Here is a 21,499-nt window from a genome sequence, read left to right on the forward strand (position 1 = left end):
GAGGAGATTCACGATGCGACGTTTGCGCAGATTGCTCTGCGGTCTGCTTCTGACCGGTACGGTATCGGCGTGGGCCGAATCGGAGACGCTGCGCGCCCGGCTGGAATCCTTGGCGAGCGACAACGGATTCGCCGTCGAAGGGCTCGACCGCCTCGGGCCGGAATCCGCGCGCGCCGCGGAAGGCGATTTGCCCGCCCGGATCAAGACCCTTCTCGATGATTACAACTATGTCCTCATGAACGGCCGGTCCGGGGCGATCGAACGGCTGCTGATCACCAGCGCGAAGACGCCGGCGCAAGCGCGGTCCCGCGCCGTCACCGTCAAAACGACGCGGCTAGGCCCTCATCATCAGGTGGACGCGGTGTTGGTGGGGCCGAACGGAGTGGCTCTACAGGTTGCGCTGATGGTCGATACCGGCGCCTCCACGCTGGCTTTGCCGGAATCGATGGCCGGCGAACTGGGCTTCGCTCCCGAGGCGCTTCGGCCGGGAATCAGCCAGACCGCCAACGATACCGTCCCGATCAGAGTCGGTCTTCTCGGATCGGTGCAGGTGGGTCCCGCTTCGGTGACGGCCGTGCCGGTCGCTTTCTTTCCGGACGATCGTCTGCGCGGCGCCAGGCTTCTCGGAATGAGCTTTTTAAGCCGATTCCGGATGACCCTGGACGAAACGCAAAATGAACTGATTCTGCTGGCGAAATGATGCCGTATTCCGCGGGTTTGCGGGCCGGAAGAGGCTCATGACCTTTTTGGAGAACCTGGGAGCAGGGCTTATGATAGGCCGGTAGCGAGTCGCCGCGGCGGCGATCATCCATTCCGGCGCCGCGCGGGAGTTTCGCGCATCACCCATCAACAGCAGGAACCGTTATGAACAGGCACAATGCGGACATCGGCTTAATCGGGCTGGCGGTCATGGGGCAGAACTTGGCTCTGAACATCGCCGATCACGACTATACCATCGCGGTCTATAACCGCAGCGCCGAGAAAACGGCAGAGTTCATGGCACGATGCCGACAGAAAGAGCCTTCCGGCGAGCGCGTCCTGGGCTTTACCGACCTGAAAGAGTTCATTCAGGCCATTCGGCGCCCGCGCAAGATCATCTTGCTGGTCAAGGCGGGCGCGCCGACCGATCGCACCATCGAGAGCCTGCTGTCTCACCTGGAGCCCGGCGACATCATCATCGACGGCGGCAACGCGCATTGGCTGGACACCATCCGCAGGGACAAGGAACTGACGGCACGGGGAATTCGATTCATCGGTTCCGGCGTTTCGGGCGGCGAAACCGGCGCGCGCTTCGGACCGTCCCTGATGCCGGGCGGCAGCCCGGACGCCTGGGCCGAACTCGAGCCGATCTGGCGTGCCATCGCCGCCAAGGTCGATCCGGAAATGGGCGTGCCGCTGGAGGGAGCCGCCCCCGGAAAGCCGGTGGAGGGCGGCGTGCCGTGTACCGCCTATATCGGGCCGAACGGAGCAGGGCATTACGTCAAGATGGTGCACAACGGCATCGAGTACATCGACATGCAGTTGATCTGCGAAGCCTATTGGCTGATGAAACGGTTGTTGGGCCTCGACACCGGCGCCATCGGAGCGATCTTCCGCGACTGGAATGCGGGAGAATTGTCCAGCTATCTCATCGAAATCACCGGGGATATCCTGCAACAGAGAGATCCGGCCGGCCCCGGTTTCCTGGTCGATCAGGTGCTGGACGCGGCCGGACAGAAAGGCACCGGCATGTGGACCGCGGCCAGCGCGCTGGAATTGGGCGTGCCGGCGAATTCGATCGCCGAGGCCGTATTCGCCCGCGCCTTGTCGGCGCTCAAAGAAGAGCGGGTCGAAGCCAGCCGATCGTTGAAAGGCCCGGATATCCAGTCGGTATCCGACCCCGCTGCGACGATCGATGCGATCCGGAGCGCCTTGTATTGCTCCAAGATTTGCGCCTATGCCCAGGGTTTTCAGCTAATGTCGGAAGCGCAGAAGACCTATGGCTGGGAGCTCGATTTCGGAACCATCGCCCAGCTCTGGCGGGGAGGCTGCATCATCCGCGCGCGCTTCCTGCAAAAGATCACGGACGCGTACACGCGTAATCCGAGTCTGAAGAACCTGATGCTCGATCCTTATTTCAAGGATGTGCTGCACGAAGGACAAAGCCGATGGCGGCAGACGGTCGTTCTCGCCGTTTCCGGCGGTTTGCCCGTCCCGGCATTCGGTTCCGCGCTCGCTTATTTCGACGGCTACCGGAGCGACCGGCTTCCTGCCAACCTGCTGCAGGCGCAACGCGATTATTTCGGCGCTCATACCTACGAGCGGACCGATCAGCCCCGGGGCAAGTTCTTCCACCTCGACTGGCCGGCCGCCGACCGCCCGCAGACGGAAGCTTAACGGCATCGGCCGCCGACCGGCCGGATCGCGGCCCCGGAGAGAGCGTGCTTCGGGGCCTTTTTCGTTCGTCCGGACAGTATTTTCGGGCCGCTATGCCCGGAGCGTTTTCATCTCGCGTTGACGGCATTCCGGGCGGAACGCGTGTGTCGTATGCCCTGTAGGGGCGACTTCAGTCGCCCCTACAGGGGCTCCTGCGTCCGTATCGAAAACGCTCTAGTGCAGTATCACCCGTCCTCTGGCGAGTCTAATGGAGCATGCTTTAGATGAGCATGGCGAGGCTGAGCGGCCGGGAGGATCGGATGGCCAAGAAGTACCGGGTGACGTTGACAGACGAGGAGCGGGGCGAGTTGGAAGGACTGATTGGCAAAGGTAAGGCGGATGCCCGCAAGTTGGCCCACGCGCGGGTTTTGCTTCAAGTGGACGAATCAGCAGGGGGCCCCGGCCGCATCGATACCGACGTGGCCTCGGCCTTGAATCTGAGTCTCCGCACGATCGAGCGGGTGCGGCAACGGTTCGTGGAAGAGGGCTTGGCCGCCGCGTTGTTGCCGAGGCCGAGCCCGCGCGTGTACCCACGGGCGCTGGACGGGGCTCAGGAGGCGCACCTGATCGCCCTGGCCTGTTCGGCCCCGCCCGAAGGCAAGCCGCGCTGGACTTTGCGGCTGTTGGCCGAGCGGATGGTCGAACTCGATTATGTCGACGCCGTCTCCTATGAGACGGTCCGGCGCGTGCTTAAAAAAACGAACTCAAGCCGCCTCTTCGGAAGATGTGGGTGATTCCGCCGAAGGCCTCGGCCGAGTTTGTCGCGGCCATGGAGGATGTCCTGGAGGTTTATCAGCGGCCGTACCAGGCCGAGCGACCGGTGGTCTGTTTGGACGAGACCTTCACTCAACTGATCGGCGAGGTGCGGGAACCGCTGCCGGGGGCGCCGGGCCGGGTGGAACGCTACGACAGCGTCTATGTCCGCCACGGAGTAGCGAGCGTGTTCCTGGTCTTCGAGCCGCTGGCCGGGTGGCGCGAAGTCCAGGTGACCGACGGCCGGACCCGAAAGGACTTTGCCCACGTCGTGCGCGACCTGGTCGAGGGGCGGTACCGGGACGCCGAGAAGGTGGTGCTGGTGATGGATCAGCTCAACACCCACTCGACGGCGAGCTTGTATGAGGCCTTTCCCCCGGACGAGGCGCGGCAGTTGGCCGAGCGGCTGGAAATTCACCACACGCCGAAGCACGGCAGTTGGCTGGACATGGCCGAAATTGAACTGAGCGCCCTGGCCCGCGACCTCCCGGGGCGGGTCGGCGAGCGGGCCGATCTGGTCCGGCACGTCGCCGCTTGGACCCAGCGCCGCAACCAAGTCCAGGTGACAGCGAACTGGCAGTTCACCACCGCCGACGCCCGGATCAAACTCCGCAAGCTCTACCCGACAATTGAGGGCTGACAGAGTACTAGTGCTTCCGTTGCCGAGATTTGATTTGTTCGGCAAGGCTTTCCAGTTCCTCCACGTCCTCCGGATGGCTATGGCGATAGTCCGCCTCCTGTGCGCGCAACAGGTCCGCCTGCGCTTCCGCGTTGTCCGGGCGAAGCAATGTCCCGAACCCGTCGATGGCGTCCGGGGTCGCGAATACCCGGTCCAAAATCAGGTTGCCCAGTTCCCGCTTGAAATGTCCCGCCTCCCAGTACCAGCGCATCGCTGTCCGCCGGTCGTTTCCGTCGGGAACGGCTTCCGTGGTTAGTTCATCGAATCCGCTGAAATCCCATAGCGAAATCGGCGTTTCTCCGAACCTGCGCGCTTCCGTCGCGACGATGTCCGCAATCGCCCGCTTCCAGGTTTCGAAAGCCGGCCAGTGTCCGGTGATGCGGATGATTTCCAGCAGGTGCGCGTGATAAGGGTAGATCACCAGACGCAGAGCGATGCCGTGTTGCCGGCATAGGTCCAGGACCTGGCGCAGATCGTCCAGCCGAGACGAAGAATGTCCGTCCGCCGCGAAAATATCCGTCGGGCGGCGCAGATAAGCCTTGATGTTCTCCAAATCGCGTTGCCTGAATACCGCCCGATATCCCTCGTCCGCCGTGATCTTGAGATAGTCGCGCATGGGGTTGAAGCCCAGCGGGGTCAAATCCTCCGCGTAGGAGTTGCCCTGGCTCGCGAGTGTCCGCAGCGCGTCCGTAAAGGCGCCCAGCGTCAGCGTGGCCTCGAGGTAATCGCGCGCCTGCTGCAACGCTCGCGCGGGATTGGGCGATCCGTCGGAACGGGTCAGGAGACGCCTGCCTTCGGCGCTTTCCGCGGCGGCGCGGCGCGGCGCGCCGGCATCGATCAGAAAATCCATGAAATCGATGCCCCAGACGACCACTTCGGGGATGGCTTTGGAGTCGCCGTTCTCATGGGCCAGGACATGCCGCAAGAAGCGTAGAGTGGTCTGGGTGCCGGTGCCCGGCAAAGCCAAATTGAAAACCGGGCGCGACTCCGCCGGCCAAGCCGCGTATTCGGGATCGAAGCCGACTTCCGCGCGCGAATTGCCCAAAATCAGGCCGCGCGGCCGTACCCGCAAGACCTGATAGGCTTTGACCATGGCTCCGTGAGCGCCCGCGCTGGGTTTGAGGCTGTTGAATCCGGGCTCGTCGACCACTCGGAACAGACCGTACGGGTCCGCTACCAGATTGCAGGCGGCCACAGCCAGCAGCAAGGCCCCGGTCAGGATCAGCCAAAAATGGAGGTAGCGTTTCATGGCCGGCATGTCCTTGTCAGAACTGGAAATAAAGAAATTCGCTCGGCCGGGTCAGCGACAATAAGCCGGCGGCGAGCACAAAAGCCATCGCCAGCGCCCACCGCCATTCGGCCGACCAGGCCAGGCGCGGGCCGTCGGCGTCCGCGTGACGGTCCAGAAACGGCTCGAAGCGGCGCATGATCTGCTGCGTATTGGGCGCCAGGAATACCGCGGGCAAGAGCGCAGCCACCCACACGAAATTCATGACGAAATCGCGGCCTCCGCCCGGCGTGAACGCTACTCCCGATCGGGCCAGCCAGTCTGCGGCAGGGCCCATGCGCAACGCGATCGCCTCGGGCAGGGCGACGCCGTTCCAGCCGATCATGGCGCGCAGAATGGACAACGCGCCGTCCAGCGTCGGCGCGCGAAAGAAAACCCAGCCCGCCACGACGGCCAGAAAAGTCAGCATCGTGCCGAGGAAGCGCCCGCCCGTCGACGCGCGGGCGAGGTCGTGTCCCAGGCCAGTCCGGAAGGCTTGCCAAGCCTGATGGATGACCAGGTACAGGCCGTGCAGGCCGCCCCAGAAGACGAAGGTCCAGCCGGCGCCGTGCCAAAGCCCGCCGAGCAGCATCGTGGTCATCAGATTGATATACCGACGGACCCGTCCCTTCCGGTTGCCGCCCAGGGGAATGTAGAGATAGTCGCGCAGGAACCGGGACAGGGTCATGTGCCAGCGGCGCCAGAAATCGGCGATGTTGACCGCTTTATAGGGGGAATTGAAATTGAGCGGCAGGCGTATGCCGATTGTGTACGACAGTCCGATGGCCATATCGGAGTAGCCGGAAAAGTCGAAATAAAGCTGCAAGGTATATGCCAGCGCGCCGCCCCAGGCTTGAAAGAGACCGAGAATCTCCCCCCTCCCGGCGGCGTCGAACACCGACGAGGCGTAGGGCGCGACTCCGTCGGCCAGAACCACTTTCTTGAACAGTCCTATGGCGAAAACCGTCAGTCCGACCGTCAGATGCTCGTGGCTGAAACGATAGGTGGAAGCCTGCCCGAACTGCGGCATCATTTCCTTGTGATGCAATACCGGGCCGGCGATCAGGTGCGGGAAATAGGTGACGAACAAGCCGTAGTGAACGAAATCGAATTCCTTGGCCTCGCCGCGAGCGGCATCCACCAGGAAGGCAATCTGGGTGAAGGTGAAGAACGAGATGCCCAGAGGCAGGACGATTTCCGCAAAACCGTGAGCGGTGCCGAGAGCGGCATTGAAAGTGTCGACGAAGAAATTCGCGTACTTGTAATACCCGAGCAACGCCAGATCGCCGCCGATTCCCAGCGCCAGAAGCCGCTTGCGGCGGACGGAGCCGACATCGTCGCCGCGCGCGATCGCATAGCCGACCCGATAGTTGAAAACGATGGAGGCGAACAGTAGGCCGAGATAGGCCGGGTTCCACCAGCCGTAAAAGAACAGCGAACCGGCGGTCAGCCAGGCGGCGGCGAGGCGGTGGCTGTGGCGCCCCAGTCCGAAAAAAACCAATAACAGCACCGGTAGAAATAGAAACAGAAACTCGACCGAGTTGAATAGCATTTTTTTCTATTTGTCTGGATGGATTGGATGCGATCCCGCGGTGACGTATCTTACATGGCCGGTATGCGAACACGACAGATGCGGACGGGCGCCGGCCGGTTCCGCGGGAATCTCGCGCCGTATCCCTTCATTCCGCAGCAAGACCCGGTTGAACACCCCATGTTTCGATTCGTCATCGCCGTTCTGTTGTTTTCGGGCGCCGCCGGCCTTTGCGCGGCGGAACTGCGCGTAGGTCCCGACGATTATAGGCAAGTGGTGTCGCGCCTGAAGCCCGGAGACACGGTGCTGTTCGATGCCGGAATTTACCGTCAGGGGCTGTTGATCGAGGGGCTGAACGGGAATTCCGAAAAGCCGATCGTCTTGGCGGGCGTCGGCGGACGTCCGGTATTTCTGGCAAGGCCGGGCGAAGATACCGTCGTGCTGCGCGATTCCAGTTACGTCACGCTTCGCAATTTCGAGATAAACGGCCAGGGATTGATGGTCAACGGCGTCAGGGCCTCGGGGCGGTTCGCCCATCACATCACCCTGGAAGACCTGTACATTCACAACCTCGGGCGGCATCAGCAGATCGTCGGGATCTCCTCCAAATGTCCAGCCTGGGACTGGCAGGTGCGGCGCACCGTCATCATCGGGGCGGGAACCGGGATGTACTTCGGAAATTCGGATGGAAATCATCCTTTTTGGGGCGCGCTCATCGAAAACAACCGGGTTGTGAACACCATCGGCTACAACCTGCAAATCAAGCATCAAAACCCCAGGCCCCGGCTTCCCGGCATGCCGCTGGAGCCGAGAGCGACCATCATTCGCCATAACGTGTTCGGCAAGGCGGCCGGCGGCTCGGCCGGACCCGGCGCGCGCCCCAATGTGCTGGTCGGCCACTGGCCCTTGCAGGGCGCGGGGAAGGACGACATCTATCTGATTTACGGAAATTTCTTCTACGAAAATCCGAATGAAGCCTTGTTCCAGGGCGAAGGGCGGATCGCCCTGTATTCCAATCTGTTTTACGGTTCTCGCAAAAACGAATTTCCCGCCGTTGCCATTCAGCCCCATCACGATATCCCGCGAAAGGTGAGGATTTTCTTCAACACCGTCCTGCATCCCGGAACCGGGATTCGCATTCTGCACAAGGAAGGGAGCACTGAATCGGATCAGCGAATCGTCGGGAACGCGGTTTTTGCGGAAACTCCGATCCGGGGAGGGCAGCAGGCCGAAAACCTCGCGGCCGCCTATTCGGCCGCGCCGGATTATTTGCAGAGTCCGTTCGCTCCTATAGGCCGCTTGAGCCTTTTTCCCAGGCCGGGCCGGTTGGAGGGGAGTCGAATCAGTCTCGGCCAGTTTGCCGAGTTTCCGGACTTCGACCGCGACTTCGACGGCCTGAAACGGGATGGCCGGCTGCGCGGCGCATACTCGGGCGCGGGATACGCTCCGGGCCGAAGCCCGCCGCTCGAACCGGCCGCTCCTACCGGACTTTGACCTTGACCACGGTGGAAAGGCCCGGTCTCAGTCGGCTCAAGTCGGTGCCGGGCCGGAACAGGATCTTTACCGGCACGCGCCGCACGATCTTGGTGAAGTTGCCGGTGGCGTTTTCCGGCGGCAGCAGGCTGAATTCGGAGCCGGAAGCCGGCGCGAAACTGTCCACCGTGCCTTCGAACCGACTATCGGGGTAAGCGTCGACCCGGATGTCGACCGGCTGTCCCGGGCGCATCCGTCCGATTTGGGTTTCCTTGAAGTTGGCTTCCACGAAGAGCCCGTCGGTCGGAATCAGATAGGCGAGCACGCTGCCGGGTTTCACCAGTTGCCCGACCTGCACGCTGCGGTTGCCGATAATGCCGGCGAAAGGCGCCGTGATGCGGGTGTTCGCCAGATCGATGCGCGCCAGTTCCAGGGCGGCCTGGGCCGCCTGCAATCTGGCCCGGGTCTCGCCGAGTTGGGCTTCCAGGGAGGCCAGTTGGCTTTCCGCTTCCTGCCTCGACGAATGGAATTTCGTCCGTTGGGCCGCCGCCTGCTTGAAGGCGGCTTCGGCGACATCGCGGGTTTGGGCCGAGATGGCCCCGTCCGCCGCCAAATGGCTGAAGCGTTTTACATCCTTTGTGGCCCTTTCCAGGTCGGCTTCCGCGACGGCGATATTGGCTTCTTCCTGGCGGATCCTGGCGCTCTGCGTGCGCTTGTCGGTTTCCAGGGTCTGGATGCGCGCCGTCTCCGCCATCACTTGCGCCTCGGCCTGGGCGACTCTAGCCCGGAAATCGTGATCGTCGATGACGACCAGGAGATCGCCCGGCATCACCTGCCGGTTGTCTTCGAACAGAACTTCCTTGACGTAGCCCGTTTCTTTGGGGCTGATCAGGCTCATGTGCGCTTTCAGATAAGTATTGTCGGTGGTCTCGAACGGACGGATCGCCTCGTGCCAGTACGCGAAGCCGGCCGCCGCCGCGACCGTGAGCCCGACAAGGATAAGAATGGTTTTTGGAGAAGCAGGGATGCGCATGGTCTTCGGTTGCCTTACTACACGGTGTAGTTTAGCCTACCCATCGATTCCACTTCAAAGCAATGGGGCCGAGCGATGTATTCCAATCCCAAACGTAAGGCCATACTCGATGCGGCCAAGCGCGCTTTTCTCGCCAACGGTTACAGCGCCACCAGCATGGAAGCCATCGCCGAAGCCGCTCCGGTGTCGAAACCTACCCTCTATAGTCACTTTCACAGCAAGCAAGAGCTGTTCGCCGCCGTGATCGGCGGCCAGTGCGACGCGCTCTTGAGCACCCTGTCGCGGGTAAAGACCGAGCAGCTCGGTCCGGTAGCCGGCCTGAAAGCCATTGCCGGCGCTTTCGTCGATCTCATCTATGCGAACGAGGCCCTGGATCTTTATCGTCTGATCATCGCCGAGCAGCAGAACTTTCCGGAACTGGGCGAGCTGGTCTACCGCTCCGGTCCGGAACCCGTGCTGAAGCTGCTCTCGGCCTATCTCGGCGAGCTGGACGGGCGCGCCGCCTTGCGAATTCTCGATGTAAACGCATCGAGCCGATTGTTATTGGGCATGCTGCAAGGCGACGAGCACCTCCGCTGTCTCCTGGGCTTGCAGCCGGGCTTGAGCGACGCGGAAAAGGAACATCTCATCGACGCGGCGGTTTCGCTGTTCCTCAAAGGACATGGCTATGACGCCTAAGCTGGGCGGGTTATGCATGCTGATCGGCTTGGCCGGATGCGCCGTGGGGCCCGATTACCGGGAACCCGAGCCCGCCGTACCGAATCGCTGGCAGGCCGGAAAGGACGCGTCGGCCGACTTGAAACCGGTCGATCCGGAGACGCTGAAAACCTGGTGGACGAGCTTCGGCGACGCCCGGCTGAACCGTTTGATGGATCAGGCCCTGGCGGACAATCTGGATCTCAAGATGGCGCTGGCCCGCATCGACCAGGCCCGCGCCGAGCGCCGCGGCACCCGCGCGGAACTGTTTCCCACCATCGATGCCACGGCGGGCGCGCAGCGCCAAGACAATCCCTTCCCCGGCCTGGCGCCCGGCATCCGCTACAACCTGTTCGAACTGGGTTTCGACGCGCTGTGGGAAATCGACCTGTTCGGCCGCCAGCGGCGCCGGCTCGAGGCGGCGTCCGCCGATCTGACGGCGGCTCGGGAGCAGTACGCGCAAGCCCTGGTGACGCTGACGGCCGATCTGGCGCGAGCCTATATCGAATACCGCAGCATTCAAAACCAATTGGGGATCACGCGCGCCAATCTGGACGCGCAACGGCACACGCTGAAACTGACGGAGAAGCTCTTCAACGAAGGCGTCGGCACCCGGCACGATCTGGTGCGGGCGCGGGCCCAGACCGAAGCCACCGAGTCCCAGATTCCCGCCCTCGAGGCGGAGTTGACGGCCGTGCTGCGGCAGATGGAAGTGCTGGTGGGGCAGCGCCCCGGCGCGCTGACGGCCGATTTGGAGCAAGGCGGCGCCGTCCCCGTGGCGCCGGGCCGGGCAATCCTGGCATCGCCGGCCGCGACCATCCGTCATCGCCCCGACCTCCGCAGCGCCGAACGCCAGCTCGCCGCCGCCACGGCGATGCAGGGCGCCGCGATCGCGGAACTGTTCCCGAAACTCTCGCTGTCCGCCTTTTTGGGACTGCGCAACACCGATCTCGAAAACCTGTTCAAATCGGCGACGTTTTCCTACGGCACCGCCGCCAACCTCATGCAGCCGCTGCTCAATTTCGGCCGCATCCGGGCCGGCATCGACCTGGCCGAAGCGCGGCAGCAGGAAGCCTATTTCGCTTTCGAGAAGGCGGTGCTCGAAGCCCTGCGGGAAACGGAAACCGCGCTGACCCGCTACCTCAAGGAAGAGGTGCGCCGGCGGATGCTGGCCCGCTCGGTGGCGGACTTGCAGGAATCGGTTCGGTTGTCCCAGTTGCGTTATAACGTGGGCGTCATCTCGTTTCTGGACGTGCTGGACGCCCAGCGCGCCCTATACGCCGCCGAAATCGAGCTGGCCCGGTCCGAGGCGGGGGCTTCCACCCAGCTGATCGCGGTGTATAAAGCGCTGGGCGGCGGCGCGAACGTCCAGCCGCCGAACTCGAAAACCGTGCAAGGGACATCATGAGCAAGTGGATGAAATGGGCGCTGATTCCGGCTGCCGCCATCGCCGTCGCCGCGCTATGGTGGGCGTTGCGCCCGGCCGGTCTGCCCAAGGGCATCGTCGCGGGCAACGGCCGCATCGAGGCGACCGAGATCGACATCGCCACCAAAATCCCCGGCCGCGTCGTCGATATCCTGAAGCGGGAAGGCGATTTCGTGCGGGCCGGCGAGGTGCTGGCGCGGATGGACACGCAAGTGCTGCGCGCCCAGCAGGCGGAAGCGAAGGCCCAGGTCCGCCAGGCCGAGAACGCTTATCTGGCGGCGCAATCCGTGGTCGCCCAGCGCAACAGCGAACTGGCCGCGGCAGAGGCCGTGGTCGGCCAGCGCCGTGCCGAACTCAATGCCGCCGAAAAGCGTCTGCGGCGGTCGCTGGCGCTGGTCGGCGAAGGTGCCGCCTCGCGCCAGCAACTCGACGACGACCGCGCCCAGGTGTTGGGTGCGCAGGCCACGGTCAGTGCGGCGCAGGCCCAGGTGGCGGCGGCCCGTGCCGGCATCGACGCGGCGCAATCGCAGGTGGTGGAATCGCAGTCGGTGATCGAGGCGGCCAAGGCGACCGTCGCACGCCTGCAGGCGGACATCGACGACAGCGAACTGAAGGCGCCGCGCGACGGCCGCGTGCAGTACCGCGTCGCCGAACCCGGCGAAGTGCTGAATGCCGGCGGTCGCGTGTTGAACATGGTGGATCTGTCCGATGTCTATATGACCTTTTTTCTGCCGACCGAGGCCGCCGGCAGGGTCGCGCTCGGCAGCGACGTCCGCCTGGTGCTCGACGCTATACCGAATTACGTGATTCCGGCCAAGGCCAGCTTCGTTTCCAGTGTCGCCCAGTTCACCCCGAAAACGGTGGAGACCGAGAGCGAACGCCTCAAGCTGATGTTCCGGGTGCGCGCGAGGATCGATCCCGAACTGTTGAAGCGGCATCTCGAACAGGTCAAGACCGGTCTGCCCGGCATGGCCTACGTCAAGCTCGATCCGGCCGCACCCTGGCCCGCCCGGCTCGAGATCAGGCTGCCGCAATGAACGCCGGGGCCCTTGCCTCGCCCGTCATCCGCGTGCAGGGCGTCAGCCTGCGCTACGGCGAAAACCTCGCTCTCGACGATCTCAGCCTGGATATTCCCGCCCGCCTCATGGTGGGGCTGATCGGACCCGACGGCGTGGGCAAGTCGAGCCTGATGTCGCTCATCACCGGGGCTCGGGCGATGCAGAAAGGCCGCATCGAAGTGCTGGGCGGCGACATCGCCGACGCCCGGCACCGCCGAGCGGCGTGTCCGCGCATCGCTTATATGCCGCAGGGACTGGGCAAGAACCTCTACCACACTTTGTCGGTGTTCGAGAACGTCGATTTCTTCGGCCGTCTGTTCGGCCAAGAGGAGGCCGAACGCCATCGGCGCATCGCCGAACTGCTCGAAAGCACCGGTCTCGCGCCGTTCCGCGATCGGCCCGCGGGCAAACTGTCGGGCGGCATGAAACAGAAACTGGGGCTTTGCTGCGCACTGATCCACGACCCGGATCTCCTGGTGCTGGACGAACCGACCACCGGCGTCGATCCGCTGTCGCGCGCCCAGTTCTGGGAGTTGATCGATCGCCTGCGGGCCCGGCACGCCGGTATGAGCGTGCTGGTTTCGACCGCTTACATGGACGAGGCGGAGCGCTTCGACTGGCTGGCGGCGATGGACGCGGGCCGGATTCTCGCCACCGGCGCCGCATCCGAGCTGCGGGCACGGACCGGCGCGGATACCCTGGAGGCGGCCTTCATCCGGCTGCTGCCGGAGGAAAAGCGCAAGGGCCACCGGGAAGTGGCGATTCCGCCCCGCGATGCCGGCGGCGCGCGGGAAATCGCCATCGAGGCGCACGATTTGACCATGCGTTTCGGCGATTTCGTCGCGGTCAACCATGTGAACTTGAAGATAGAGCGCGGCGAGATCTTCGGCTTTCTCGGCTCCAACGGCTGCGGCAAGACGACCACGATGAAAATGCTCACCGGCCTGTTACCGCCCAGCGAAGGCGAGGCGAGGCTATTCGGCCGGGTCGTCGACGCGCGCAATCTGGAAACCCGCAAGCGCGTCGGCTACATGTCGCAGGCATTTTCGCTCTATTCCGAACTGACCGTGCGCCAGAACCTGGAACTGCACGCCAGGCTGTTCCATCTGCCCGATGCCGAGATTCCCGCTCGCCTCGGCGAAGTGGCGGAGCGGTTCATGCTCGGCACGGTCATGGACAGCCTGCCCGACGCGTTGCCGCTGGGCATCCGCCAGCGCCTGTCGCTGGCGGTGGCGGTGATCCACCGGCCGGATCTCCTGATTCTCGACGAACCGACCTCGGGAGTCGATCCGGTGGCGCGCGACATATTCTGGGATTTGATAATCGGCCTCGCGCGCCGCGACCGGGTCACCATCTTCATTTCCACCCACTTCATGAACGAGGCCGAGCGCTGCGACCGCATCTCGCTGATGCACGCCGGCAAGGTGCTCGCCAGCGACGCTCCCGCCGCACTCACGGAACGCCGCGGCCGCGCCACGCTGGAAGACGCCTTCATCGATTATCTGAAGGAAGCGAGCGGGCTCGACCGGGAGCCGGCGGGCGATGTCCCTGACTCCACTCCTCCATCCAAGGCGTCCCCGCCGAAGCCGAACCAATTATTGCCTCCTCCCCCTCGAAGGGGGAGGGTTGGGGAGAGGGTGTTTACAAATGAAGCCACGGCCCTTGTTCCCCCGCTCTCTCCGGGGGAGAGGGGGCTTGCTCAACCCGCCGCCCGCTTCAGCCTGCTGCGCCTGTTCAGCTATACCTTTCGCGAGGCGCTGGAACTGCGCCGCGATCCCGTTCGCGGGTCCATCGCCCTGTTCGGCACGGTGCTTCTCATGTTCATCATGGGCTACGGCATCAGCATGGACGTCGAGGATCTGCGCTTCGCCGTGCTCGATCGCGACCGGACCGTGCTCAGCCAGAACTATGTGCTCGACCTCGGCGGTTCGCGCTACTTCATCGCGCGGCCGCCGATCGCCGATTACGACGAGCTCGACCGCCGCATGCGCAGCGGCGAGCTGAGCCTGGCGCTGGAGATTCCGCCCAACTTCGCGCGCGACGTGGCGCGCGGCGACAGCGTCAAGATCGGCGCCTGGATCGACGGCGCGATGCCCAGCCGCGCCGAGAACGTGCGCGGCTATGTGCAGGCCATGCACCAGGGCTGGCTGATGGAGCAGGCGCGCCGCCAGGCGACGGGCCGCGCACCCGCCGGGTTGATAAGCATCGAGACGCGCTTCCGCTACAACCCGGATGTCAAGAGCTTGCCCGCCATCGTGCCGGCGGTGATTCCGATGCTGCTGATGTTGATTCCGGCCATGCTCAGCGCGCTCAGCGTGGTGCGCGAAAAGGAACTCGGCTCCATCCTCAACCTGTACGTCACGCCGGTGACCAAGCTGGAATTTCTCCTCGGCAAGCAACTGCCCTACATCGCCCTGGGCATGGTCAATTTCTTCCTGCTATGTGCGCTGGCGGTGTTCGTCCTCGGCGTACCCCACAAAGGCGACTTCCTGCTGCTGACCGTGGCCGCGCTGCTCTATGTGACGTCCGCCACCGGCTTGGGGCTGTTGATCTCGGCGTTCACCCGCAGCCAGATCGCCGCCATCTTCGCCACCTCGATCGCCACCGTCATTCCGACCTCGCGCTTTTCCGGGATGATCGACCCGGTGTCGTCGCTGGAGGGCGGGGCGCGCCTGGTCGGCGAAATTTTTCCGACCGCGTATTTCCTGACCATCAGCCGCGGCACTTTCTCCAAGGGATTGGGTTTCGCCGATCTCGGTTCCTCGCTGCCGCCGCTCGTTTTCGCCATTCCGGTGATTTTGGGTTTGAGCATCGTGCTCATGAAGAAACAGGAGAGCTAGCGATGCGTACTTTGCTCAACATCTTCCATCTCGGGGTGAAAGAGCTGCGCAGCCTCGGGCGCGATACCCTGATGCTGGTGCTGATCGGGTTCGCCTTCACCGGCCAGGTGTACCTGACCGCGACCGGTCTTCCCGGCTCGCTGCACAAGGCGCCGATCGCCATCGTCGACGAAGACCGTTCGCCATTGTCGACGCGCATCGTCAATGCCTTTTACCCGCCTTATTTCCTGCCGCCGGCGATCATCGATACGTACGCTATCGATCCCGGCATGGATTCGGGCCTCTATACCTTCGTCCTCGACATTCCGCCCGATTTTCAGCGCGACGTGCTGGCCGGGCGCGATCCGGCGATCCAGCTCAACGTCGACGCCACCCGCATGTCGCAGGCCTTCGTCGGCAACAGCTACATCCATAACATCGTCACCGGCGAGGTGGCGGCCTTCGCCCAGCGCCACCGCGCGGCCGCCACCCTGCCGGTCGCGCTCGAAGAACGGATGCTGTTCAATCCGAATCTGAGCCCGGTCTGGTTCGGCGCGGTGATGGAGGTCATCAACAGCGTCACCATGCTCTCCATCATTCTCACCGGCGCGGCGCTGATCCGCGAGCGCGAACACGGCACCCTCGAACACCTGCTGGTGATGCCGCTGACGCCGTTCGAAATCATGACGGCCAAGGTGTGGTCTATGGGATTGGTGGTCGCCGTCGTGGCGACGGCCTCGGTCGTCTTCGTGGTGCAGGATGCGCTCGAAGTGCCGATCGAAGGCTCGATCGGGCTGTTCGTCCTGGGGATGGCGCTGCACCTGTTCGCCACCACCTCGATGGGGATCTTTCTCGGCACGGTGGCGCGCTCGATGCCGCAGATGGGCTTGTTGATGATCATCGTCCTGCTGCCCTTGCAGATGCTGTCCGGCGGCATGACCCCGCGCGAGAGCATGCCGGAGCTGGTGCAGAATCTCATGCTGGCGGCGCCGACCACCCATTTCGTCGCGCTCGCTCAGGCGATTCTCTACCGTGGAGCCGGTTTCGGCATCGTCTGGCCGCAGTTTCTCGCCCTGATCGCGATCGGCAGCGTTTTTTTCGCGCTGGCGCTGGCCCGCTTCCGCAAAATCATCGGTACAATGGCGTAGCACTCAGCTTACGGAATAATGCGATGAACGTTGCCGACACAGTATCTGGCCAAGTCAGTGTCATACGGATCGACGATGCGACCGTGGCCATACAGTTGACCGGCAACTGGAGCCGCGAAGCGGAACTCAAGCCGGTCGACCGGGTGCTCGCGGATTTGGGCGCCTTCGAAAGTCCAAAACGCATTTTACTGCGGGCGCACGGGCTTTCGCGCTGGGACAGCCGGCTGCCGGCTTATCTCCTCAAGATCATCGATCATTGCCGGGCCCGGCGCATCGAGGTCGATGGGTCCGGGCTGCCCGAGGGCGTGCAGGCGCTGCTCGCATTGGCGCGCGCGGTGCCCGAGCGGGCCGGCGCGCGCCGCGCGGCGCAACAAAAATCTACGCTGGCCGAAATCGGCAAGACAGTTCTGAACGGCTTTAAAGACGCCAAGGGGCTGATCGCTTTCATCGGCGAGACCGTAATGGCTTTCCTGGCGCTGGTCCGTGGCAAGGCGCGCTTTCGCGTGGTCGATATGTTTTTATGCATACAGGATGCAGGTCCCTCGGCCTTGCCGATCGTGACGTTGATCAGCGTGCTGGTGGGTCTGATTCTGGCTTTCGTCGGCGCCGTGCAGTTGGCTATGTTCGGCGCTCAGATCTATATCGCCGATCTGGTCGGTTTGGGCACGGTCCGCGAGATGGGCGCACTGATGACGGCCGTGATCATGTCCGGCCGCACCGGCGCCGCCTACGCCGCGCAACTCGGTACCATGAACGTCAACAGCGAGATCGACGCGCTCAGGACCATGGGCATATCGCCGATGGAGTTTCTGGTGCTGCCGCGCATGCTGGCTTTGGTTCTGATGATGCCGCTACTCTGTCTTTATTCCGATCTGATGGGTATTCTGGGCGGGGCGCTGGTCACGGTTAGCGCATTCGATGTGTCCTTGATCCAGTACTACAACGAAACCCAGAAAGCCGTGCATCTGCCCGATTTCGGCATCGGCCTGGTCAAAAGCCTGGTATTTGCGGTCCTGATCGCAACGGCCGGCTGCATGCGCGGCATGCAGTGCGGGCGCAGCGCCTCCGCTGTCGGCGATGCCGCAACATCGGCCGTGGTGAACGGCATCGTCTACATCGTGGTGGCCGATTCGCTGATGACGTTAATCTGCAATCGGCTCGGTATTTAGCGGCGATAAGACCAGACCATGAGTACGCCACATATCGCGGTAAAGGATCTGACCATGGCTTACGGCGATTTCGTGATTCAGCGGGATCTGAATTTCACGATCGATCACGGCGACATCTTCATCATCATGGGCGGCAGCGGTTGCGGCAAAAGCACCTTGCTCAGGCATTTGATCGGCTTGCAGCGGCCCGCCAAAGGCGACGTGTTCTACGAGCGGCAGGATTTCTGGCGTGCCAGCGACGAGGAACGTGTCCGCATCATGCGGCGCATCGGAGTTCTCTATCAGAGCGGCGCCCTGTTCAGCTCCCTGACGCTGGCCGAAAACGTCGCCTTGCCGCTGGGCGAATTCACCGCCATGAGCGAGCGCGAAATCGGCGACATCGTGTCTTACAAGCTGGGCCTGGTCGGTCTGGCGGGGTTCGAGGATTATTACCCGTCCGAGATCAGCGGCGGCATGCAAAAACGCGCCGGCCTGGCTCGGGCCATGGCGCTAGACCCCGAGATTCTGTTATTCGACGAACCGTCGGCCGGACTCGATCCGGTCAGCGCCAAGCTGCTGGATGATCTGATCGTCCGCCTGCGCGACACCTTGGGCACGACCATCGTCGTCGTCACCCACGAACTGGCGAGCATTTTCGCCATCGGCACCAACTCGGTGTTCCTCGATCCCGAGACCAAGACCATGCTGGCGACAGGTTCGCCCAAAAAACTGTTGGCCGAATCCAGCGATCCTAAAATCGTTCGATTCCTGACCCGGGGCGAAAGCACCGTCGATAAGCCGGCTGAGAAGAGCGTAACATTTCCATGAGTAAACCTATCAATCCCGTCGCGATCGGCGGTTTCACGGTCAGCGCTTTGGCGCTTTTGCTGGCCGCGGTTTTCATCTTCGGCGGCGGACGGTTTTGGGGCGCCGATACGGTCCGCTTCGTGATCTTCTTCGATTCCTCGCTCAACGGCCTCGAAATCGGCGCGCCGGTCAAAATGCAGGGCGTCAAGATCGGCGAAGTGAAGGAGATCGTTCTGCAGTTCGATCCGAAGAACACCAAGATCTACAAGCCGGTGGTCATAGATATCGATCGCAGTCGTTTGACCGGTCCCGAAGGCAAGTCTTTTCCCAAAGCGATGACGCGCAAGGATCAGGAGGCGAACCGAAACGCGCTCGTCGCCGCGGGCTTTCGAGCTCGTCTCGAGCTGCAAAGCCTGTTGACGGGTTTGCTTTACATCGATTTCGATGTGCATCGTGACAAACCGCCGGTGTTTACCGGTCTTGAATATCAGGGATTGCTGGAACTGCCCGCCATCCCCTCGACCGCGGACGAGCTCCGCAATACCGCCGAAGAAGTGGCAAAGAAAATAAACGAATTGCCGCTGGAAGACATCATCCAGGATTTGTCGGCCAGTTTGCGGGAAATCAAAAATTTTCTGACTTCCCAAGACGCCAGGAAATCGAGTGCCGCTCTGGCTCATACCCTGGAGGAAATGGAGAAAACGGTAAAGACGCTCAATCATAATCTGCAGCCGTTGCTGGCCAATGCCAACAAGACCATGGTCGACACCAACGCGCTGATCAAGGATTTCAAGCCCGTTATGGCCAACGCCGACAAGACATTGACCGCCGCAGTCGCTGCCCTGGATAGAGCGAAGGATTCTATGGAGAAACTGGACAGCGCCGTCGGACCCGAATCGGCATTGAACGAAACCCTGGAAGCGCTCAAAGATGCCGCACGTTCCGTCAGAAATCTGACCGACTATCTGGAACGCCATCCGGAAGCGGTACTTACCGGAAAGGATCACTAGATGTCTATCACCCGCGCGAACCGGCTCGTTTTTCTTCCACTGTCCATTCTGCTCCTGCTCCTGACGGCCTGCATAGGCGGGACAACGTCTCCGCCACATTTCTATATGCTGGAGCCCATCGGCGACATCGGGCGGAATGGATCGGCAAGAACTACCCCCAAGCCCGTTATTGTCCTGGCATCGGTTCGCGTTCCGCACTATGTGGACAGGCCGCAGATCGTGACCGCCACCCGCAAGAATGCCTATCAGCTGAGCGAGCGCAATCGCTGGGCCGAGCCGCTGGATTACAATATCAGCCGCGTATTGGCCCAAAATCTCACAATTTTGGTGCCGGCGGAGGTGAGGTTTTCCAACACGTCGACTACGGCGGAACGCGCGGATTTCCGGGTATCCGTCAATATTCTCGAATTTCATGCAGGCCCGAAAGGGCAGGCCGTCTTGACCGCGCAATGGCACATCACGCGCGGCAAAGACATGCTGGCGAATCGGCAAGTGTCTTACCATGCGCAGGCTACGGCCTCCGACTACCGCATCATCGTGGAAGCGCTCAACGAGTGCCTCGATCGCCTGAGTCGGGATTTGGCTTCCGAGCTACAGAGATTGGCCGTTTCGAATGAATAAAGCCGGAAGCGGGAAATCGGTTCCCGGCAATCGTTCGCGGAGACCGTCGCGCAGGGCTTGGACGAGCACGCGGAGCTTCGGGCCGAGAACAGCCGCGTGCTGTCGGTGAGATGCGGTCTGTCAGACCTTCTTCAAATAGCAGGCCTTCAGCATGAAATTACCGTTATCCATTCTGCAGTCCACCTCGTGGTCGCCGCCGACCAAACGGATGCTCTTGACCTTGGTGCCCATTTTTAGGGTGATGGACGAACCTTTGACTTTCAAATCCTTGATCAGCACGACCGAGTCGCCATCGGTCAGCACGTTGCCGTTGGCGTCTTTTACCACCGCCTCGGCGACCTCATCGGCCTCCGCGGTCTCCTCGATCGGCCATTCATAGCCGCAGTCCGCACAAACGTAATTGTCGCCGTCCGGGTAAGTGTTCTCTAAGGTGCACTGGGGGCAAGCTGGGATAGTAGACATAATTCCGCTCGAATATAGTGAGGCGCGCATTATAAGGGATCGATCATGGCCGAAGTAGGGGAGAGCCGCTTTCGGCGGCGAACCGGCGCGTATCTTTTCGTCTTGAAGCCTTGCGGGAAACGTGGAGAAGGGGAGTGCCCGGCCGTGGATGGCCATGTGCCTTCTCGACGGTTCCGGGCGGAATTGGGCGAATTCGCGCAGCGGGTGCGTGACACGCCTCATTTTGCGCTCCGGACTGCGGCGGCGGAACCGCGCAGGGCCCGGCAGACAAGGCTTTAAGCTTCTGGCGCCGATTTTGCGTGTACTTTGGCGCATAACCTCAACCTGAGATGTTGGCGGATGACTGGGCGAGTGTCGGAGGTTCCCCCGATCTCGCTTTTCCATCCGCCGTTTTTTTGTTGGTTGGATTTTGCCTGGGTTCGGTTCGGAAGTCGTCGGTCGCCGGCGGCTTGCGACTCGAAGCGGTTCCACTTCAGAAAGCGATAAAGAGAGACATCATGCGAAGAATCACTGATCGGCCCGGCTTCAAGATACTGGCCGCTTCCGAGAGAGCGCAGCGTCCAGGCCGGATTCCACGAACGCCTGCCGGACCCGATGAATCGTCGAGAGGCTCGTATCGAACGCTTCCACGATCTTGCCATCGCTCCACCTCGGTCCGTCTTCGCCCGGGTCCGCTTTCAATAGAATCCGCGCCCGTATCAACATCGTCGCGGCATGGCGCCCCTTCGTCAGTAACTGCTCCAAGGTGTCGCGTTCGGCCTTGGTGAGCCGGACAAGATAGCGGACCATAACAGGGAACTCTCCAGAATGAACGAGGGCCACCGTCTTTCATTCCAGCCTTCACTCTGTCAGCTGAGTACGGTTAGGGTACTAGTGCAGTATCACCCGTCCTCTGGCGAGTCTAATGGAGCATGCTTTAGATGAGCATGGCGAGGCTGAGCGGCCGGGAGGATCGGATGGCCAAGAAGTACCGGGTGACGTTGACAGACGAGGAGCGGGGCGAGTTGGAAGGACTGATTGGCAAAGGTAAGGCGGATGCCCGCAAGTTGGCCCACGTGAAGCGCGCCGCGATAAAAGCGGCTCGTTTTGCGAGATAAGTTGCACTGGGTAATTGTTGCACGCATTGAAAGAGAATTGCAGAGACAAGGGGCCG

General features: G+C 62.5%; 19 protein-coding genes. 14 read left to right on the plus strand and 5 right to left on the minus strand.

Annotation, left to right across the window (positions count from 1 at the left end):
* Positions 1–13: 13 nt before the first annotated feature.
* From ACWJKU_RS06190 to ACWJKU_RS06200, 3 genes are all read left to right on the plus strand, one after another.
* Positions 14–700: a retropepsin-like aspartic protease family protein gene (locus tag ACWJKU_RS06190; RefSeq protein ID WP_454146816.1), complete on the plus strand. Its 687-nt coding sequence runs from the start codon at positions 14–16 to the stop codon at positions 698–700.
* Between the two features lie 164 nt (positions 701–864).
* Entirely contained in the window at positions 865–2,376 is a 1,512-nt protein-coding gene (gene gndA, locus ACWJKU_RS06195; RefSeq protein ID WP_454146818.1) for an NADP-dependent phosphogluconate dehydrogenase, read from the plus strand.
* Positions 2,377–2,675: 299 nt separating this feature from the next.
* Positions 2,676–3,808, plus strand: a protein-coding gene (locus ACWJKU_RS06200) for an IS630 family transposase (protein ID WP_454148056.1) whose coding sequence is annotated in 2 segments (ribosomal slippage) — positions 2,676–3,108 and positions 3,108–3,808 — 1,134 coding nt in all. Because the reading frame shifts where the segments join, the coding sequence is not laid out codon by codon here.
* A gap of 7 nt (positions 3,809–3,815) precedes the next feature.
* Here ACWJKU_RS06200 and ACWJKU_RS06205 read toward each other — a convergent pair.
* A complete protein-coding gene (locus ACWJKU_RS06205) occupies positions 3,816–5,096 on the minus strand; it encodes a hypothetical protein (RefSeq protein ID WP_454146820.1) in 1,281 nt (426 codons plus the stop codon).
* 16 nt (positions 5,097–5,112) lie between these two features.
* Positions 5,113–6,666, minus strand: a complete 1,554-nt coding sequence (locus ACWJKU_RS06210; RefSeq protein ID WP_454146822.1) for an MBOAT family O-acyltransferase — start codon at positions 6,664–6,666, stop codon at positions 5,113–5,115.
* 159 nt (positions 6,667–6,825) lie between these two features.
* Here ACWJKU_RS06210 and ACWJKU_RS06215 point away from each other — a divergent pair, with 159 nt between their 5' ends.
* Positions 6,826–8,139 carry a hypothetical protein gene (locus tag ACWJKU_RS06215; protein WP_454146824.1) on the plus strand — a complete coding sequence of 438 codons (1,314 nt, stop codon included), beginning with the start codon at positions 6,826–6,828 and terminating at the stop codon, positions 8,137–8,139.
* Here the strand turns inward: ACWJKU_RS06215 and ACWJKU_RS06220 are convergent.
* A complete protein-coding gene (locus ACWJKU_RS06220; RefSeq protein WP_454146826.1) occupies positions 8,126–9,151 on the minus strand; it encodes an HlyD family secretion protein in 1,026 nt (341 codons plus the stop codon). The two genes, ACWJKU_RS06215 and ACWJKU_RS06220, sit on opposite strands and share 14 nt — an antisense overlap.
* 75 nt (positions 9,152–9,226) lie before the next feature.
* Between ACWJKU_RS06220 and ACWJKU_RS06225 the strand changes: the two genes are divergently transcribed.
* From ACWJKU_RS06225 to ACWJKU_RS06265, 9 genes are read left to right on the plus strand one after another with little or no spacing between them, the layout of a single operon-like run.
* Positions 9,227–9,829 carry a TetR/AcrR family transcriptional regulator gene (locus tag ACWJKU_RS06225; RefSeq protein ID WP_454146828.1) on the plus strand — a complete coding sequence of 201 codons (603 nt, stop codon included), beginning with the start codon at positions 9,227–9,229 and terminating at the stop codon, positions 9,827–9,829.
* Positions 9,819–11,255 carry an efflux transporter outer membrane subunit gene (locus ACWJKU_RS06230; protein WP_454146830.1) on the plus strand — a complete coding sequence of 479 codons (1,437 nt, stop codon included), beginning with the start codon at positions 9,819–9,821 and terminating at the stop codon, positions 11,253–11,255. Before ACWJKU_RS06225 ends, ACWJKU_RS06230 begins: the two co-directional genes overlap by 11 nt.
* The gene (locus tag ACWJKU_RS06235) at positions 11,252–12,310 is read left to right on the plus strand and encodes an HlyD family secretion protein (protein WP_454146832.1); all 1,059 of its coding nucleotides are present in this window, start codon (positions 11,252–11,254) and stop codon (positions 12,308–12,310) included. Before ACWJKU_RS06230 ends, ACWJKU_RS06235 begins: the two co-directional genes overlap by 4 nt.
* Positions 12,307–15,171, plus strand: coding sequence for a ribosome-associated ATPase/putative transporter RbbA (gene rbbA / locus ACWJKU_RS06240; protein WP_454146834.1), 2,865 nt, complete (start codon positions 12,307–12,309; stop codon positions 15,169–15,171). The genes ACWJKU_RS06235 and rbbA overlap by 4 nt, the downstream gene beginning before the upstream one ends.
* Before the next feature lie 2 nt (positions 15,172–15,173).
* Positions 15,174–16,298, plus strand: a complete 1,125-nt coding sequence (locus tag ACWJKU_RS06245; RefSeq protein ID WP_454146836.1) for an ABC transporter permease — start codon at positions 15,174–15,176, stop codon at positions 16,296–16,298.
* A 23-nt stretch (positions 16,299–16,321) separates the two neighbouring features.
* Positions 16,322–17,467: an MlaE family ABC transporter permease gene (locus ACWJKU_RS06250; RefSeq protein WP_454146838.1), complete on the plus strand. Its 1,146-nt coding sequence runs from the start codon at positions 16,322–16,324 to the stop codon at positions 17,465–17,467.
* Between the two features lie 18 nt (positions 17,468–17,485).
* Positions 17,486–18,274 carry an ABC transporter ATP-binding protein gene (locus ACWJKU_RS06255; RefSeq protein WP_454146840.1) on the plus strand — a complete coding sequence of 263 codons (789 nt, stop codon included), beginning with the start codon at positions 17,486–17,488 and terminating at the stop codon, positions 18,272–18,274.
* Entirely contained in the window at positions 18,271–19,263 is a 993-nt protein-coding gene (locus tag ACWJKU_RS06260; RefSeq protein WP_454146842.1) for an MlaD family protein, read from the plus strand. The genes ACWJKU_RS06255 and ACWJKU_RS06260 overlap by 4 nt, the downstream gene beginning before the upstream one ends.
* Positions 19,264–19,884 carry a PqiC family protein gene (locus ACWJKU_RS06265; RefSeq protein WP_454146844.1) on the plus strand — a complete coding sequence of 207 codons (621 nt, stop codon included), beginning with the start codon at positions 19,264–19,266 and terminating at the stop codon, positions 19,882–19,884. It begins immediately after the preceding gene.
* Positions 19,885–20,004: 120 nt separating this feature from the next.
* Here the strand turns inward: ACWJKU_RS06265 and ACWJKU_RS06270 are convergent, their stop codons facing one another.
* Both ACWJKU_RS06270 and ACWJKU_RS06275 read right to left on the minus strand, forming a co-directional pair.
* Positions 20,005–20,346, minus strand: coding sequence for a zinc ribbon domain-containing protein YjdM (locus ACWJKU_RS06270; protein WP_454146846.1), 342 nt, complete (start codon positions 20,344–20,346; stop codon positions 20,005–20,007).
* 525 nt (positions 20,347–20,871) lie between these two features.
* Positions 20,872–21,135, minus strand: coding sequence for a helix-turn-helix domain-containing protein (locus ACWJKU_RS06275; RefSeq protein ID WP_454146848.1), 264 nt, complete (start codon positions 21,133–21,135; stop codon positions 20,872–20,874).
* Between the two features lie 131 nt (positions 21,136–21,266).
* Here ACWJKU_RS06275 and ACWJKU_RS06280 point away from each other — a divergent pair, with 131 nt between their 5' ends.
* On the plus strand, positions 21,267–21,443 hold the full coding sequence (locus tag ACWJKU_RS06280) for a hypothetical protein (protein ID WP_454146850.1): 177 nt from the start codon (positions 21,267–21,269) through the stop codon (positions 21,441–21,443).
* The last annotated feature ends 56 nt before the right edge of the window (positions 21,444–21,499 follow it).

It is taken from the genome of Methylocaldum sp. MU1018 (genome assembly GCF_053646775.1).